Here is a 15,617-nt window from a genome sequence, read left to right on the forward strand (position 1 = left end):
CGAAACCCGAGGGCGTCCACCTGTCATGGGCGCCTTTGCCGCACGGCCGATGACGAAGATTACGAAAATATAATGATCTCAATGCTTTTCGCCGCGTCCATTCGCTTCTATTTTTGACCTATCCATTTTGGCATCGACGATGCCGGTTAGGCGCATGCGATGAACAAGACAGCCAAGACGGCGCGAGCCGACGCCACGCCCCGCGACGACGCGACCCCCAACGTCACCTTCATTCCCGGTGCGGTGCAGAAGGTGAAGCGCAAGCGCCGCACGCGCCGCTGGCTGTGGCTGCCGGTCGTGCTCGCCGTTGCCGGTGCCGGCTATTACGGCTGGGTGCGCTACGGCGAGGAACCGGCAACGGCTGCCATGGTGACCGATTTGGTGACGCGCGGCGACATCGAAAACAGCGTCACAGCCGTCGGCACGCTCGATGCGGTCAAATCCGTCGATGCCGGCGCGCAGGTCTCCGGCCAGTTGAAGGCGCTGCATGTCGAGATCGGCGACAAGGTCACTCAAGATCAACTGGTCGCCGAAATCGACCCGGCAACGATCGAGAATCGCATCGAGATCGACCAGGCGGAGCTCGCCAATCTCCAGGCGCAGCTGATTTCCAAGAAGGCGCAGCTGGTGCTGAAACAGGCCAATATCGACCGTCAGCGCAATCTCGTCGAAACCAAAAGCGTGGCGCAATCGACGCTCGACCAGGCGATCGCCGATCTCGCTGCCGCTGAAGCCGACGTCAACGCCATCGAGGCGCAGATCCGCAAGCAGCAGGCGACGCTTGCCGGCGACAAGGTCGATCTCGGCTACACCAAGATCTATGCGCCGATGACCGGCACCATCGTCGCCAACCCGGCGAAAGAAGGCCAGACGCTGAACGCCAACCAGACGACGCCGACCATCGTCACCATTGCCGACCTCTCGACCATGACGGTGAAGGCACAGGTTTCGGAAGCCGACGTTACCAGGCTGAAGGTCGGCATGGATGCCTATTTCACGCTGCTCGGCCAGCCGGGCAAACGCTTCGTCGGCAAGCTCCGGCAGATCCAGCCGATGCCCGACACCACCAACAACGTCGTGCTCTATTACGCCCTCTTCGACGTCCCCAATCCCGACGGCGAGTTGATGATGTCGATGAGCGCGCAGGTGTTCTTCGTGCAGGCCGCCGCCAAGGACGTGCTGATCGTGCCGAGTGCCGCGCTGAGCCACCCCGCCAAGGGTACCGGCGAAGCGGCCGGCCAGGGCAACGGCCGACGCGACGGCCAGGGCAATGGCCAGGCGGGCGGCGCACGGGGTGAAGGCCGCAAGGATCAGGTCACCGTCGTCGCCGCCTCCGGCGCGCTCGAAACGCGAGACGTCGAAGTGGGTATCCGCAACCGCGTCAGCGCCGAGATCAGGAGCGGCCTTAAAGAGGGCGAGAAGATCGTGGTCACCACCGGCTCCGGCAGTAGCGGCAACGCCCGGGACGGCCGCAGCCAGCGCGGCATGCGCATGCCGCCGATGTTCTGAGGTTGGCCATGTCCCCGCTCATCTCGCTCAGGCACGTCAGCAGGACCTATTTCAACGGCGATCTCGCCGTCGAGGTCCTGCACGGCCTCTCCCTCGATATCGAGGCGGGCGAGTTCGTGGCGATCGTCGGCCAGTCCGGCTCCGGCAAGTCGACGCTGATGAACATTCTCGGCTGCCTCGATCAGCCGACCGGCGGCGACTATCTGATCGACGGCGAGAGCGTCGCCGACCTCGATACCGATGAGTTGGCCGCCCTGCGCCGCCGCACCTTCGGCTTCGTCTTCCAGAGCTACAACCTCATCCCGACGGCAAGCGCGAAGGAGAATGTCCAGGTGCCGGCCGTCTATGCCGGCATGTCGGCGCGCGACCGGCACGACCGCGCCGAGGCGCTGCTCGAAGCGCTGAAGCTCGGCGAGCGGCTCGACCATCGGCCGAACCAGCTCTCCGGCGGCCAGCAGCAGCGCGTCTCCATTGCCCGCGCCCTGATGAACGGCGGCCGGGTGATCCTCGCCGACGAGCCGACCGGCGCGCTCGACAGCCAGAGCGGCTCGGACGTGATGGCGCTCTTGCGCGACATGAACAACCAGGGCCACACGATCATCGTCATCACCCACTCGCGCGAGGTCGCTGAACAGGCCGACCGGCTGATCGAGATCCATGACGGCCGCATCGTCGCCGACCGCGCCAAGAAGAGCCGCAGCAATGCCGAAGGCGCAGCAGCCCTTGCCCACCATGTCAGCGAGGGTTCGGCGGCGATCGCCGATGTCACCGAAGCGGTGAAGATGGCGTTCCGGGCGCTGAAGGCCAATCTCTTCCGCACCATCCTGACGCTGCTCGGCATCGTCATCGGCGTCGGTTCTGTCGTCGCAATGCTGGCGATCGGCACCGGCGCGCAGGATTCGGTGCTGAGCCGCATCTCTTCCATGGGCTCGGACCTGCTGGTGGTACGCCCCAGCATGGCGAATTTTCGCGGCAGCGCCGGCGGCAGCAACGTGACGCTGGTCCCGGCCGATGCCGATGCGATCCTCGAAGTGCCGAACGTCGCCTTCGCCGTGCCCGAGATGACGAGCTCCGTCACGCTTCGCCACGGTAATATCGACTACCAGACGACCGCCAACGGCACCGTGCCTCAGTTCACGACGGCAAAATCCTGGAAAATGGCGAGCGGCGAGTTCATCAACCAGAACGACATGGACACCTATGCGCCGGTCGCGGTCCTCGGCCAGACGGTGGTGAAAACGCTCTTCCCCGATGGCGACAATCCGATCGGCCAATATGTGCTCGTCAACAAGATCCCCTTCCAGGTGATCGGCGTGATGGCGGAAATGGGCGCAACGTCGTTCGGCAACGACCAGGACGACGTCGTGCTGGTGCCGCTGACGACGGGCAGCATCCGCCTCTTCGGCCAGCGCAACATCAGAACCATCACCGTGCAGGTGAAGGACGGCTCGGCGATCGACATAACCCAGCAGACGATCCAGGCGCTGCTCGACCAGCGCCACAAGCGCCAGGACACGCAGATCACCAACATGTCCTCGGTGCGCGAGGCCTTCACCGAGACCTCCAACACGCTGAAGCTGTTCCTGGGTTCCGTCGCCGCGATCTCGCTCTTGGTCGGAGGCATCGGCGTCATGAACATCATGCTCGTCTCGGTCAGCGAGCGCACCCGCGAGATCGGCGTGCGCATGGCGACCGGCGCCCGCCAGCGCGACATCCTGCTGCAGTTCATCATCGAGGCCCTGGTCGTCTCGGCGATCGGCGGCGCGATCGGCGTGCTCCTCGGGCTCGGCACCGGCGCGCTTGCCGGCCAGTTCGGCATGCCCGTTTCCTTCACCCTCGGACCCGTGGCGCTCGCGTTTACCTGCGCCTTCCTCACCGGCCTCGCCTTCGGCTTCCTGCCCGCCCGCAACGCCTCACGGCTGCAGCCGGCGGTGGCGCTCAGTGCGGACTAAAGCGCGGCGCGCAGCCCTCAGCGGGGCCGTGGACAAATCGAGTGCCACCACAGAAGACAGCATCCGGGCGAAGGAGGGCGACCTCAGACACGCCTGACCTCGTTGTGACACATCTCGTCGCTGGACGATGGACAGGCCGCCTGTCACCACCCAGGATAGAACCAGCGTAAACCGGGGATGATTCGCGATGTGGAAGGCGTTTGCGGTTCTTTATGTGCTTGGCTTGGTTTTCTGCCTGGTAATCGCTGCCAACCTGCTGCTGAGTTCATGGGGGCAGATGTCGTTGGCCATTGTGATCCTGGGCGGCGTGAGCACGGCCATCGCAACGCTCGCGGCAATCGGCCTCGTCGCCTATGCCTTCAACCTGCAACTCCCGCCCTTCGGTCTCTGGCGACCGTACAGCTGGCTTCTCGGCATCCTGCTCGGCGGCCTGTCGTTGATCAGCGTGGTGCAATTCGTCGCCCGGTTCGAAAGGAGCGATGATCTCACCAGCCTGCTCTGGCTTTCCCTGTCGCTTCTCGTCAATTATTTCAGCTGGCTCGGTGTCTGGCGTTACGGTCGCCGGATGAAGGCGGTCGCGGGTTAGACCACGAGGGAAACGGGCTGTACCCCTTCGTCACGACAGGAAAGACATGTTCAACCTCGTCCTCTACAGCGATCAGTTGTCCCCCGACTGCTCGGCGATCGACCTCAGGCTCGCAGAGATGCTGAAGGCCCGTAACGGTGCAAACCGCATCGCCTATATGGCCTCCGGCCCGGAACCGGACCGCAGCTTCTTCCTTGCTGCCCGGTCCTATTACGGCCGATACGGCCTCGATCTCGCGCTGTTCTACGATCTCGACGGGCCGCATTCGGCAGAAGACATCACAGCACTCTTCGCCTCAGATGCCATTCATCTTTCGGGCGGACATACCGGCGGCTTTCTCGAACGGCTGAAGCAAAGCCGCATGCTCAGGCCGCTCCGCGACTGGGCGCTCGCCGGCGGCATCCTGATCGGCGTCAGCGCCGGCGCCATTCTCATGGCCCCGACGATCGCAACCGATGCGCTCTTCATTGGCCTGAGGCCCGAGGAGATCACGGACGGCGATGCGCTCGATCTCGTGCCGTTCGAGTTCTTCCCGCATCTCAGCGACGACGACACCTACCTGCCCACGCTCATTCGCTACAGCACATCGACGCCGCGGCCGATCGTTGCCTGCAACGACGGCGACGGCATCGTCGTCACAGGCGGGCAGATCGAATGTTTTGGAGATCCCGTGTGGATCGCCGCTGGAACCGTGCAGACAACGGGCGATATCAGGCTCGACGGATTCTCGATATCCACGGCGCGACATGGCAGATCCTGAGATCCTCTCATACCGAAGGCAACCTCCGATGCGCGAGCGCGAGGAGCTGCGGGCCATCGTCCTCAAGAGTCCGCTGCTTTCCCCGATCCTCGCAAACTGGGAGAAGATTGCCCTGCTGGATGGCTGGCTGGTGGCCGGGGCAATCGCGCAAACCGTCTGGAACCACGCTTTCGGATTGCCGCCCACGCACGGCATCAGCGATATCGACGTCGTCTATTTCGACGGTGACGACCTTTCCGAAGAGGCGGAGGCCGCGCACGCCGCCCGGATCGGAAACCTGTTCACTGACTTGCCCGTCCGGATCGATGTCAAGAACGAGGCGCGCGTTCACCTCTGGTATCAGGAGAAATTCGGCAGCCCGATCAAGCCCTATAGTTCGATGGAAGAGGCCATCGCGACATTCCCGACCACGGCAACCGCCGTCGGCATTCGCCCGGCCGGCGACGGGCTGGATGCATGTGCACCCTTCGGACTTGATGATCTGTTGGCCCCCATCGTGCGGGCCAACAGGAGCCAGATCACACAAGAGATATACGAGCGGAAGGTCAATCGCTGGCGCGCCCTTTGGCCGGGCCTCACGATCAAAAGCTGGGATTAGCGTCGGATTGAGCCAAGGCTTTCACGCGTTTGGCCGGCGCCCCTCGCCCCACCGCCCCAAGAGGCGAATTGGTCGCCCATACCTGCAGCGCCTACATCGCCGCTGCCCGCACAGCTTCGGCATGCCGTGTGGGCATTGCGCTTTCTCGCGCCCATACCGGCGCTGCCTTGCGCCTTCCAAGCTGCGCCTCGGCCTGTGTGATGCCGATGTCGGCCAGCCGCTCCGCGTCCAGCTCGCGCAGTTGCTGCAATTGCCAGTACCGCGAGCGCGGTGAGGCGACGAGATAGAGGCCGATTTCCCGGAACATGTCGAATACCCATGTTTTGTTTCTCACCATGGGCACAGTCTGCGCCTCGACATTGCATAAAAGAAGCTTAGCATTCATATTCAAAGCATAAGAGAAACTTTGATATGGGCACCCTCGATCTCGATTATCTCAAAACCTTTGCGCTGGTCGCCGAACTCGGCAGCTTCTCGGCGGCCGCCGAGCGGCTGGGGTTGACGCAGCCGGCGGTCAGCCTGCAGGTGCGGGTGCTGGAAAAGCAGCTTGGCGTGCGCCTGGTCGAGCGCGTCGGCCGCACGGCAAGGCCAAGTGCCGCCGGCGAGGAACTGCTTGCCCATGCCGGCCGCATCGAGGCTGCAACCAGCCAGGCCATCGAAGCGGTGGCGCGCCATGCCAAGGGCGTTCTTGGCCGGGTGCGGCTCGGCACCGGCGCCACCCCTTGCGCCTTCCTGCTGCCGCCGCTGCTCGCCGACCTGAAGCGCCGCTTCCCCGACCTCGACATCACGGTGACGACCGGCAACAGCGCCGACATCGTCCGGGCGGTCGATGAAAACCTGCTCGATATCGGGCTGGTCACCCTGCCCGTCACCGGCCGCATCTTCGATGTCGCGCCGCTCTTCGACGAACGCTTCGTCGCAATCGCCCCTCTGGGAACCGATCTGCCTGAGAGCGTGACCGCAAAAACCCTGGCGAAGTACCCGATGATCCTCTACGAACCGGGCGCCAACACCCGTCGGATTACCGATGAATGGCTGGCGTCGGGCGGCACTGACGTCAAACCGCTGATGTCGTTCGGCAGCGTCGATGCGATCAAGGAAATGGTCGCCGCCGGCCTGGGTGCTGCCCTCGTTCCGGAGATCGCGCTGCGCGCCGGGGATCGCGAACGGCTGGAGGTGCGGCAGGTTACGCCGCCCTTCTCACGCCGCTCCGCCCTGGTGCTTCGCCGCGACAAGCGGCTCGACCGGGCGCTGCGCGAAACGCTGGCCGCATTGAGGACGCTGGCGGATCTGGACGAAGACTAGCTTCATCGTCCTTGAGAAGTTTCACAAGGGCCTACCAGCCCCTATCGATGCCGCCTCTCGCGGGCGGCAACCCGCTATTCGAGATCACGCATTGCATCCAGTTCCCGCAAGAGTTTGAAGCCCACGTAATCGCTGCGCGAAAACTGCCAGCGGTAGTAGCAGTCCCAATAGCTCATCACCCGATCACACGTGAGCTTATAAAACACCGGGTTCGCCCTGATAAATGCCGAGACGACGTCCCGCTCCAGGCCGGGCAGAGCCGCGTGGATATCCCGGATGATTTCGACGACGTATTCGCCGATCAGCGCGATGACGAACGGAATGGACCAGGGCTTGTTGATGTGAAGGATTTCTCGCAGAGCGGCCTGGCGTTGGAAGCCGTCCGTGCTGCGCGTGAGCAAGCAAAGGGCCATCTGCCGCTCGAACAGGCTCAGTCCCGGGAACTCCGGCCTTGCCGATAGATGAACTCGGTTGGGTATGCGCAAGGTCTCGCCGAGAACGTTGACCGAAAACTGGCCGGATACATAGTCGGAATTCAACCTGAGTGCCGAAACAGCATTCATGGACTGACAGCGAAGTGCGATCGGGAAAGCCTCAGGAAACGTCTTTTCCACCATCAATCAATTCCAGCCCTACAAATGCCGCACCTCGGCCGGCGTCGAACCCCAGTTGTTGTTGAGCCCATCGCAATAGGTCACGGGGGCTGCCACCAACTCGTCGATGTCGACGCCATCGAGGCAGGCGACGTTGATGTTGTAGTAGGTCTCGTCGGTCATGTTCGGCGCGTCGATGCGCTCGAACGGCCGCACGCCGCACTGGCTGCAGAAGAAATGATGGGCGACCGGGTTGCGCCCGCGATAGTCCGTCAACGCCTCTTCGCCGGCGATCAGGCGGAAAGCCTCGGGCTTCACCACCACCGACCAGAGCCGCATCTTCAAGCAGATGGTGCAATTGCATTTCCCGGTGCCGGCGCTGATGTCCATGTCCGCCTCGATGCGCACCGCGCCGCAATGGCAGCTCCCGCGATAGGTCTTCAGCATCCCGTTCCTCCCCGCTCTCTTGTCGGCTCGGACTATGCCACCGGCCCCGCCGATTGAAAATCGTCGTCCCTCAACCGTCTTCCGAATTGAGTGGGCGGAAATCGGGTGGGCGCTGCCGCCCCCCTTCAGTAGTCAGGGCGCACTTCAACTAAGAGAAGGGATAAGACCATGACCATGCTGCAAGACAAGATCGTTATCGTCACCGGTGCCTCCTCGGGCATCGGCCGGGCGGTCGCCAAGCTCTTCGCCGCCGAGGGTGCGAAGATCGTCGCCAATGCCCGCGGCGAAGCGCAGCTTATGGCAGTTGTCGAAGCGATCCGCGAGGATGGCGGCGAAGCGATCGCCGTCAGCGGCGACGTCACCGACGAAGCCACCCATATCCGGCTGGTGGAGGAGGCGCTGAAACAGTTCGGCGGCCTCGACATCGCCGTCAACAATGCCGGCGCCGTCAACGTCATGAAACCGGTCGCCGAGATCACCACGTCGGAATGGCAGCAATCGCTTGCCACCAACCTCACCTCCGCCTTTCTCGGCGCCCGCCACCAGATCCCGGCGATGCTTGCGCGTGATGGCGGATCGCTGGTCTTCACCTCCACCTTCGTCGGCACCAGCGTCGGCATTCCCGGCATGGCCGCCTATGGCGCAGCGAAGGCCGGACTAATGGGCCTCGTCAAGGGCATCACCGCCGACTATGGCGCAAAGGGCATCCGCGCCAACGCCCTGCTCCCGGGTGGAGTCGATACGCCGGCGGGCGGCAGCAAGGAGCAGAAGGAATGGGCCGCCGGCCTGCATGCGATGAAGCGCATTGCCCAGCCGGAAGAGATCGCCCAGGCCGCCCTCTTCCTCTCCGGCCCGATGGCAAGCTTCGTCTCCGGTGCGGCGCTCTTTGCCGACGGTGGCAATGCTGCGGTGAAGTGACGGTCGCGACAGTCTTGTGCGTCGGGGCACGTTGCCCCGGCGCGAACCAAGCGCGCGGCGATACCGTGTGTCCCGAAGCGACGCTACCCCAGCGGTATCTCCGTCGTCTCCTTGCCGGTGCGGATCACGAACGCCGTGTAATAGCGCGCAACGTTGCTCTCTTCGCGAAACAGCCGCTCGGTCAGGGCGTCGAGCTCATCCATGTCCTTCAGTCGCAGCATCAAAAGCGCGTCGGTCTCGCCGCTGACGCTATAGGCCTGGACGACCGCCGGCTCCTTGGCGGCCGTGTCGAGGAAGCGGCGCACGAATTGTTCGCCGTGACGCTCGAGCTCCACGGTAATGATCGCCTTCATCGTTCGGCCGGCCTTTGCCGGATTGAGGACAGCGACGATCCGGTCGATGACGCCGGCCTGATGAAGTCGCCTTATGCGGCGCAGGCAGCTTGACGGCGACAGGCCAACTTCAGCCGCAAGCTCGGCATTGGTGCGCGACGCATCCTCCTGCAGCAGCCTCAGAAGCTTGCTGTCGATCTTGTCCATGCCGAATCCTCCCACTTGTGGCGCCGTGCAATTTTATTGCATGAAAGTGCATATTTTGACCACAACTGCGAAGGGCCTCGCGCTAGTCCTTGGACAACACATTCAAGGAGACACCGTCATGGCCGTTCACATCATTTTCTACCGCAAGACGCTCGCCACACTCGAAGTCTACTTTGACCTGGTCCGCATCATCGTGCCGGTCACGATCGTTACCCATGTGCTGCAGGAACTCGGCGTCATCCGCGCGGTCGCACCCGCCTTCGAGCCGCTGATGACGCTCGTCGGCCTGCCGCCAGAGCTTGCCTTCGCCTGGCTGACCGGCCTGCTTGTCGGCATCTGGGGCGCCGTCGTCGTCGTCTTCGCGCTGGTCCCGGTCTCGGAGCTGACGACTGCCGACATGACCGTCTTTTCGGCATTGATGCTGGTGGCGCATGCCATCCCGATCGAGCAGCGCATCATCCAAAAGGCCGGGCCGAGCTTCCTCGTCACAGGCGCACTCAGGATCGGCGGCGGGCTCGTCTTCGCGGCACTGCTGCACCAGGTCTTCGCGGTAACCGGATGGCTTGCCACGCCGCTGTATCCCACATGGATACCGGTCAACGAGGGCTCCGGCTGGCTCGCCTTCGGCTTGAGCACGCTGAAGACGCTCGCCACCATGCTGGTGGTGCTGCTCGCCTTGAGCTGGACGATCGAGATTCTCAAGCTCGTCGGCATCCTCGGCTGGCTGAACCGGGGCATGGCGCCGCTCTTCCGTCTCGCCGGCATAAAGCCTGAGACGGTGCCGTTTGCCGCCGTCGGCGTGCTCCTCGGGATCTCCTACGGCGGTGCGCTGCTGATCCGCGAGGCGCGTGAGGCCAAGGTGGAGCCACGCCAGGTCTTCCTCGCCTGCGTCTTCATGGGTTTCGGCCACAGCCTCATCGAGGACACGCTGGTCGTCGTCGCGCTGGGCGCGGATTTCACCAGCGTCTTCGTCGGGCGTCTCGTCTTTGCCATTGCGGCAACAGCCATCGTCGCCCGGGTCATCGTCTCGGCCCCGGACGCCGTGTTCTTCCGGTCCTTCTTCCGCAGGGACGGTACCGAACCTGCCCTATCGGAAGCGTAGCGGCCAGGGAAGGCGTCCGGTTCACTCCGCGGCGACCTCGGCAGGCACACCCGCCTGCCCCGCCATCCGCCCAAACGCCGCGCGGTAGGCGGCAGGTGTCGTCGAAAGCTGCTGGCGGAAGTGGTGGCGCAGCGTCTGGGTCGAGCCGAAGCCGGAAGCTTCGGCCACCTGCTCCATGCCGAGCGCGGTTTCCTCCAGCAATTGCCGGGCGCGCGAAAGCCGCTCGTTCAAAAGCCAGCGCGCCGGCGTCGTGCCGGTCGCGGCCTCGAAGCGGCGAAGGAATGTGCGCTCGCTCATGCCCGCCGCCTTTGCCAGCACGGCGATCGAGAAGTCTTCACCCAACCGTTCGCGCATGCGATCGAGCAAGGGCCCGAGCCGGGCGCTCTCATGCACATCAGGCACCGCCCGCTCGATGAACTGCGCCTGGCCGCCGTCGCGGTGCGGCGGCACGACCAGGCGGCGAGCCACGCGGTTGGCCGCCTCGCTGCCGAAATCGCGGCGGATCAGATGCAGGCAGAGGTCGATGCCGGCGGCACTGCCGGCAGACGTCAGCACCTGCCCGCTATCGACATAGAGCACATCGGGCACCACCTCGATGTCAGGATATAACGCCCCAAGCTTGTCGGTATAGCGCCAGTGGGTCGTCGCCCTCCGGCCCGAAAGCAGGCCTGCCGCCGCCAGCACGAAGACGCCGGAACAGATGGAAAGGACGCGCGCGCCACGATCATGCGCATCCCGCAGCGCCTGGCAGACTGCCTCCGGCACAGGTTGGTCCGCTCCGCGCCAACCGGGCACGATGATCGTGCCGGCCTCGGCCAGAAGCTCGATGCCGCCATCGGCCACAAAGCGCACGCCGCCGGTTGCCCTGAGCTCGCCGGGATCGACCGAGGCGACGGCGAAGCGGTACCAGCCCTCGCCCATTTCCGGGCGCGGCAGGCCGAACATCTCGACGGCGACGCCGAACTCGAAGGTGCAGAGCCCGTCATAGGCGAGCGCCACGACGAGCGGATTTTGGAGCGATTGGGTAGCGGAAAACGACTTTGGCATGATCTTGAGCATATATGGCAATGTTGCCAACTGCCAGCCCTCCTCAGGCGCTGCTACATATCTCTTCGCCAACACGCACCGAGCCAAGGAGAGCCCCGATGAGCTACGTCACCGAAACCCCCGCCGCTTCCCCCGAGATTGCCATTGCCCATTTCGCCGGGCGCCTCAGCGTCGAGACCGACTGCGCCGACGTCGCCCATGCGCTGAGGAGCGGGCAGCAGGATTTCGTGCTCTTGCATGTGGTCGGCTCGGACGCGGCTTACGCTCGCCGCCACGTGCCGGGCGCGATCCACCTGCCCCACCGCGAGATCAGCGCCGAGCGCATGGCCGAGTGGCCCGAAGATACCATCTTCGTCGCCTACTGCGCCGGCCCGCATTGCAACGGCGCCGATCAGGCCGCGCTCAAGCTCGCGCGGCTCGGCCGCCCCGTGAAGATCATGATCGGCGGCATCACCGGCTGGGAAGATGAAGGCTTCGCCTTCGCCACCGGGGCAGCACCGGGCGAAGCGCAGGCCCTGCTCGCCGCCTGAGCGCCGGTCAGCGCAAAATCGCTACGCACTTTGGACCGCTGGATAATTGTCCCTAAATGGGTTGCTATCCAAAGAATCTGCAGCAAGGCCGGCGTCCCCGCCGGCCTTCAGTAACCCACACCTAACGGGTACCCCCCTTGCACGAGATGTCGAGATGAACGCATCACCCCTCACCGTCCGCCCCTTCGAACGCCACGACGTGACTGATGTGCTGGAGCTGATGCGCGGACTTGCAATCTTCGAAGGTTACATCGACAAATTTTTCGTGACCGAAGCGGATCTCATCGAACACGGGCTTGGCGATAACCCGCGCTTCGGCGTGCTCGTCGCGGATCTCGGCGGTCGTGCAGTCGGCATCGCCGTACACTATGTCATCCCGTGGACCTACGATCTGAAGCCGACCCTGGTGCTGAAGGAACTTTTCGTTGATGAAACAGCACGTTCCTCGGGCGGAGGCGCCGCATTGATCGCAGCTTTGAAGCGCCACGCCGCCAGGATCGGCGCGCCGCGCATCAACTGGACCGTGCTTGCGACCAACGACGCCGCCAAGCGTTTTTACCGACGCGAAGGCGGCAGCCACGACGCGATCTGGGAACCCTGGACGATGCCGGTGGAGATCACCGCGGATGGCGGCGAAAGCTAGCGATCAGCCTGGCCATGGGGCCCAAAAATGGCATCTAACCCCGGCAAAGCCTTTCTAATCCGCTTGGGCAGGCCGCCGCGCGGCCCTGCCTAGCTCGAATTGACTACTCAAATGCTCCTTAAATTTGATTGATTTCAGACCCCGCTTTTGTCACACTGCACCTGTAATTGCACACCGCGAACATACAATCCCCGGAAGAGTAGTGTGGTTGCGTTTTTATTGCCGTGCAGTTGCTTTATTTGTTTTTATTGCGCGCCTGAGCCTCCGTTCCCCGCGGAGGCTCAGTTCATTTGAGGAACAGGAAAAGAGAAAGGGCCCCGACCAGTTCCGGTCGGGGCCCTTATATTGACTGCCGTAGGGGCACCTCAGAGGCTACGCCGCCCCCTCAATGCCCGCCGAGCACCAGCGTCTGCACCGGCAGCATCAAAGCCTGCATGCGCAGGATCATCGCATGGACGAGGCCCACGGCGTCGACCACGTGCAGATAGGCCCAGCGGGCGGTGCTGATATCGGGCGACTCGAGCTCGTCATGGCTGTTGGTATAGGCATTGGCGATGCAGCTGCTGCCGGGCGGAATGTCCTCGAGCACGCCGGGATAGAGCGGCTCCATGACGACAGTCAGTGTACCGGGTTGCGAGATCTGGGTGACGTCGATCAGCTGGTCGCTCGCCCTCACCTGGCCGGAGGCGATCACCTCCTGCACGTCGGTAACGACCAAGGGAATGATGGTGAAGGGCTTGCCGATGCAGGTTGCCTCGCCGATCATGCCGACCTTCATCACCTGCGCCTCGATCTGCCCGAAGCCGGCAACCAGCCGCGCCCGGCCGGCGTCTTCAGGGACGAGAACGCCTGCTGGCCGCAGAAGCGGATTGACGACCTCGCCGACCCGGAGTGCGAACTGCTGCACCCTGCCGGCCACACCGGCGCGCACGGTGGTCTTGCTAATATCGATCTCCGCCTCCTTCAAGGCGGCCTCGGCGCTCGCCTTTTGCGAGGGCAGCAGCGACGAGAGCTTCGTCTCCAGCGTCTGCTTGTTGGAAAGGACAGCGGTGAGTGCGCCCTTGCGCCCTTCGAGGTTGACCTGCCGGCGCTCGATCTCGCGCCGTGCAACGACATTGGGGTTCAGCTTGTTGAGTTCGACCTGGGTGTCGTACTCGTCCTGGGCCTGTTGCACGGCCGCCTGGGCTTCCACGATCGCGCCATCGGCGGCGACCAGCTCGGTGCGAGCGACGGTGATCTCCGCTTCCACTTCGGCAATCTGGCGGCGGGCAACCTCAGCGGCGGCTTCCTGTTCGGAGCTGTCGAGCTTGAACAACGGCTGGCCGGCCTCCACCTTCTCGAAGCGCGTCGCATAGATCTCCGAAACGCGCCCGCCGGCTTCCGGCAGGATTGCGACCGTGCGGAACGCCGCGGTGACATTCTTCGTCGACGGGTGGAAGTAGAAGATCAGCGTGATCAGCGAGATCGTCAGGATGATGCAGGCGGTGATGCCCCAGCGCAGTTCGAACCACACCGAATAGAGCGTGATCTCCCGCCCGAACCTCTTGCCCTGGACATAGCGGCGGAAGAGATAGTCAGGAAGGATCGTCAGCATCGAGCAAAGCATGAATTCGAACATGGCTCAGGCCTTCCCTTCCACCGACAGCTGATCTGCAGGCGCGGCCGGATGGCTCGCCACCGGCTCGGGCTCGGCCGGCACCGGTTCAGTTGATGCATCCACCTTGCCGGCGATCCTCTCCAGGGAGCGGGAGATCGACGAGAGCGGCGACGAAAAGTCCGGCAGGTCGATCAGCGCCAGGATCAGCGCCGCGATCCAGAAGATGTTGTTGTGCGTGAGCAGCGAGATCAGCCCCAGCACCGCCACCAGCTCGTACTGAACCTTGTGGCTCTTGTGCGCCATGGTTTCCGGCAGCGAATGCAGCCTGAGATAGAAGGTGCCGAGGGCGAAGATCGCCAGGATCATGAAGACGACGACGACGTTGAACAGGACGTCGCTTTGTCCCGGCGCCGTGATGAATGCCGGCAAATGATGGATTGCAGTGGGATGGATGGCCTCGGACATTACGCCTCCACAAAACGGACTGGACCAAGAGAATCGTACATTAACACACCCCCAAAAAACACAAGTAAAACCTTGCACCTCAGCCGCAACTTGACCTTGCGGCGCTCGACGCCCTATCAGATCAACGCGCTAGCACTTTGAAATGCCGGAGGTTTCGAGCAGGATCCTTGCCGGCATGCTGTTCCCAAGGTAACGGCAAACGATGCCCGCTCGCCCTATCGCGCGCGGCAGACGACCGCGCTCTTGCCCATTGCCCCGAAGGAGACCGATATGGCCCAGAACATTTACGACAAGCCGGAATTCTTCGAAGGCTACAGCCAGCTCGGACGCTCGGTGCATGGCCTTGCGGGCGCTGCCGAATGGCCGGCGATTCGCGCCCAATTGCCGGATCTGTCGGGAAAACGCGTCGTCGATCTCGGCTGCGGCTTCGGCTGGTTTTCGCGTTATGCCCGCGAGGCTGGTGCGGCCCAGGTGCTCGGACTTGATCTCTCGGAAAAAATGATCGCCCGCGCCAGGACCGATACGTCCGATCCGGCGATCGACTACCGGATCGCCGACCTCGACCAGCTCGACCTCCCCGAAGAGAGCTTCGACTTCGCCTATAGCTCGCTCGTCTTCCACTATGTCGAGGATTTCGGCCGGCTCGTCACGACCATCCATGGGGCGCTCGTGCCCGGCGCGCATTTCGTCTTCACCATCGAGCACCCGATCTATATGGCGTCGCTCAATCCCGGCTGGCGGCTTGAGAACGGCGAGCGCACCTGGCCGGTCGATCACTATTCGGCCGAGGGACCGCGCACCACCGACTGGCTGGCGAAGGGCGTGATCAAGCACCACCGCACGACAGGCACGACGCTCAACACGCTGATATCAACGGGCTTTGCCATCCGCCACGTTCAGGAATGGCGGCCGACGGAAGCGCAGATCGCGGAGATCCCCGCCCTTGCCGAAGAAGTCGACCGGCCGATGATCCTGATCGTGAAGGTGCAGAAGTAGTCCACAGCCGGAGTTGCCGGCCGCTTGGCC

The 15,617-nt window shown here is 63.7% G+C and carries 18 protein-coding genes; 11 read left to right on the plus strand and 7 right to left on the minus strand.

The annotated features are described in order from the left end of the window. Positions 1 to 159: 159 nt before the first annotated feature. The 5 genes from AC070A_RS01950 to AC070A_RS01970 all read left to right on the plus strand — a co-directional run bounded on the left by AC070A_RS01950 (position 160) and on the right by AC070A_RS01970 (position 5,405). Complete coding sequence (locus tag AC070A_RS01950; protein ID WP_057253707.1) at positions 160 to 1,509, plus strand: efflux RND transporter periplasmic adaptor subunit; 1,350 nt, start codon at positions 160 to 162, stop codon at positions 1,507 to 1,509. Positions 1,510 to 1,517: 8 nt separating this feature from the next. Beyond that, a complete protein-coding gene (locus tag AC070A_RS01955) occupies positions 1,518 to 3,461 on the plus strand; it encodes a MacB family efflux pump subunit (protein ID WP_492384647.1) in 1,944 nt (647 codons plus the stop codon). A gap of 187 nt (positions 3,462 to 3,648) precedes the next feature. Further along, positions 3,649 to 4,047 (plus strand): hypothetical protein, encoded by a 399-nt coding sequence (locus tag AC070A_RS01960; RefSeq protein WP_112994490.1) that lies wholly within the window; start codon positions 3,649 to 3,651, stop codon positions 4,045 to 4,047. 46 nt (positions 4,048 to 4,093) lie between these two features. Continuing rightward, positions 4,094 to 4,807 (plus strand): Type 1 glutamine amidotransferase-like domain-containing protein, encoded by a 714-nt coding sequence (locus tag AC070A_RS01965; RefSeq protein WP_113479410.1) that lies wholly within the window; start codon positions 4,094 to 4,096, stop codon positions 4,805 to 4,807. Between the two features lie 28 nt (positions 4,808 to 4,835). After that, a complete protein-coding gene (locus AC070A_RS01970) occupies positions 4,836 to 5,405 on the plus strand; it encodes a nucleotidyltransferase family protein (RefSeq protein WP_112994492.1) in 570 nt (189 codons plus the stop codon). Between the two features lie 91 nt (positions 5,406 to 5,496). On the opposite strand, the gene AC070A_RS01975 is transcribed toward AC070A_RS01970, so the two are convergent. Beyond that, positions 5,497 to 5,712 carry a YjiS-like domain-containing protein gene (locus tag AC070A_RS01975; RefSeq protein ID WP_162770861.1) on the minus strand — a complete coding sequence of 72 codons (216 nt, stop codon included), beginning with the start codon at positions 5,710 to 5,712 and terminating at the stop codon, positions 5,497 to 5,499. A gap of 104 nt (positions 5,713 to 5,816) precedes the next feature. Here AC070A_RS01975 and AC070A_RS01980 point away from each other — a divergent pair, with 104 nt between their 5' ends. Continuing rightward, positions 5,817 to 6,710, plus strand: a complete 894-nt coding sequence (locus AC070A_RS01980; RefSeq protein WP_112994494.1) for a LysR family transcriptional regulator — start codon at positions 5,817 to 5,819, stop codon at positions 6,708 to 6,710. A gap of 74 nt (positions 6,711 to 6,784) precedes the next feature. Here AC070A_RS01980 and AC070A_RS01985 read toward each other — a convergent pair whose 3' ends face one another. Further along, positions 6,785 to 7,327, minus strand: coding sequence for a hypothetical protein (locus AC070A_RS01985; protein ID WP_112994495.1), 543 nt, complete (start codon positions 7,325 to 7,327; stop codon positions 6,785 to 6,787). A gap of 15 nt (positions 7,328 to 7,342) precedes the next feature. Further along, positions 7,343 to 7,750 (minus strand): GFA family protein, encoded by a 408-nt coding sequence (locus AC070A_RS01990; RefSeq protein ID WP_112994496.1) that lies wholly within the window; start codon positions 7,748 to 7,750, stop codon positions 7,343 to 7,345. A 168-nt stretch (positions 7,751 to 7,918) separates the two neighbouring features. On the opposite strand from AC070A_RS01990, the gene AC070A_RS01995 reads away from it, so the two are divergent. Next, a complete protein-coding gene (locus AC070A_RS01995; RefSeq protein WP_112994497.1) occupies positions 7,919 to 8,668 on the plus strand; it encodes an SDR family oxidoreductase in 750 nt (249 codons plus the stop codon). A gap of 83 nt (positions 8,669 to 8,751) precedes the next feature. Here the strand turns inward: AC070A_RS01995 and AC070A_RS02000 are convergent, their stop codons facing one another. Then, positions 8,752 to 9,207, minus strand: a complete 456-nt coding sequence (locus tag AC070A_RS02000; protein WP_112994498.1) for an Lrp/AsnC family transcriptional regulator — start codon at positions 9,205 to 9,207, stop codon at positions 8,752 to 8,754. Between the two features lie 118 nt (positions 9,208 to 9,325). On the opposite strand from AC070A_RS02000, the gene AC070A_RS02005 reads away from it, so the two are divergent. Continuing rightward, complete coding sequence (locus AC070A_RS02005) at positions 9,326 to 10,309, plus strand: nucleoside recognition domain-containing protein (RefSeq protein WP_112994499.1); 984 nt, start codon at positions 9,326 to 9,328, stop codon at positions 10,307 to 10,309. Between the two features lie 21 nt (positions 10,310 to 10,330). On the opposite strand, the gene ftrA is transcribed toward AC070A_RS02005, so the two are convergent. Then, the gene (gene ftrA / locus AC070A_RS02010) at positions 10,331 to 11,368 is read right to left on the minus strand and encodes a transcriptional regulator FtrA (RefSeq protein ID WP_375374106.1); all 1,038 of its coding nucleotides are present in this window, start codon (positions 11,366 to 11,368) and stop codon (positions 10,331 to 10,333) included. A gap of 86 nt (positions 11,369 to 11,454) precedes the next feature. Between ftrA and AC070A_RS02015 the strand changes: the two genes are divergently transcribed. Both AC070A_RS02015 and AC070A_RS02020 read left to right on the plus strand, forming a co-directional pair. Next, positions 11,455 to 11,886 carry a rhodanese-like domain-containing protein gene (locus AC070A_RS02015; RefSeq protein ID WP_112994501.1) on the plus strand — a complete coding sequence of 144 codons (432 nt, stop codon included), beginning with the start codon at positions 11,455 to 11,457 and terminating at the stop codon, positions 11,884 to 11,886. A 154-nt stretch (positions 11,887 to 12,040) separates the two neighbouring features. Then, a complete protein-coding gene (locus tag AC070A_RS02020) occupies positions 12,041 to 12,529 on the plus strand; it encodes a GNAT family N-acetyltransferase (RefSeq protein ID WP_112994502.1) in 489 nt (162 codons plus the stop codon). A 385-nt stretch (positions 12,530 to 12,914) separates the two neighbouring features. Here the strand turns inward: AC070A_RS02020 and AC070A_RS02025 are convergent, their stop codons facing one another. Both AC070A_RS02025 and AC070A_RS02030 read right to left on the minus strand, forming a co-directional pair. Next, positions 12,915 to 14,147 carry an HlyD family secretion protein gene (locus AC070A_RS02025; RefSeq protein WP_113479409.1) on the minus strand — a complete coding sequence of 411 codons (1,233 nt, stop codon included), beginning with the start codon at positions 14,145 to 14,147 and terminating at the stop codon, positions 12,915 to 12,917. Positions 14,148 to 14,150: 3 nt separating this feature from the next. Beyond that, complete coding sequence (locus AC070A_RS02030) at positions 14,151 to 14,591, minus strand: hypothetical protein (protein ID WP_112994504.1); 441 nt, start codon at positions 14,589 to 14,591, stop codon at positions 14,151 to 14,153. 270 nt (positions 14,592 to 14,861) lie between these two features. Here AC070A_RS02030 and AC070A_RS02035 point away from each other — a divergent pair, with 270 nt between their 5' ends. After that, complete coding sequence (locus AC070A_RS02035) at positions 14,862 to 15,587, plus strand: class I SAM-dependent methyltransferase (protein ID WP_112994505.1); 726 nt, start codon at positions 14,862 to 14,864, stop codon at positions 15,585 to 15,587. The last annotated feature ends 30 nt before the right edge of the window (positions 15,588 to 15,617 follow it).

The sequence above is a fragment of the Ensifer sp. GW101-20A05 genome (genome assembly GCF_059424735.1).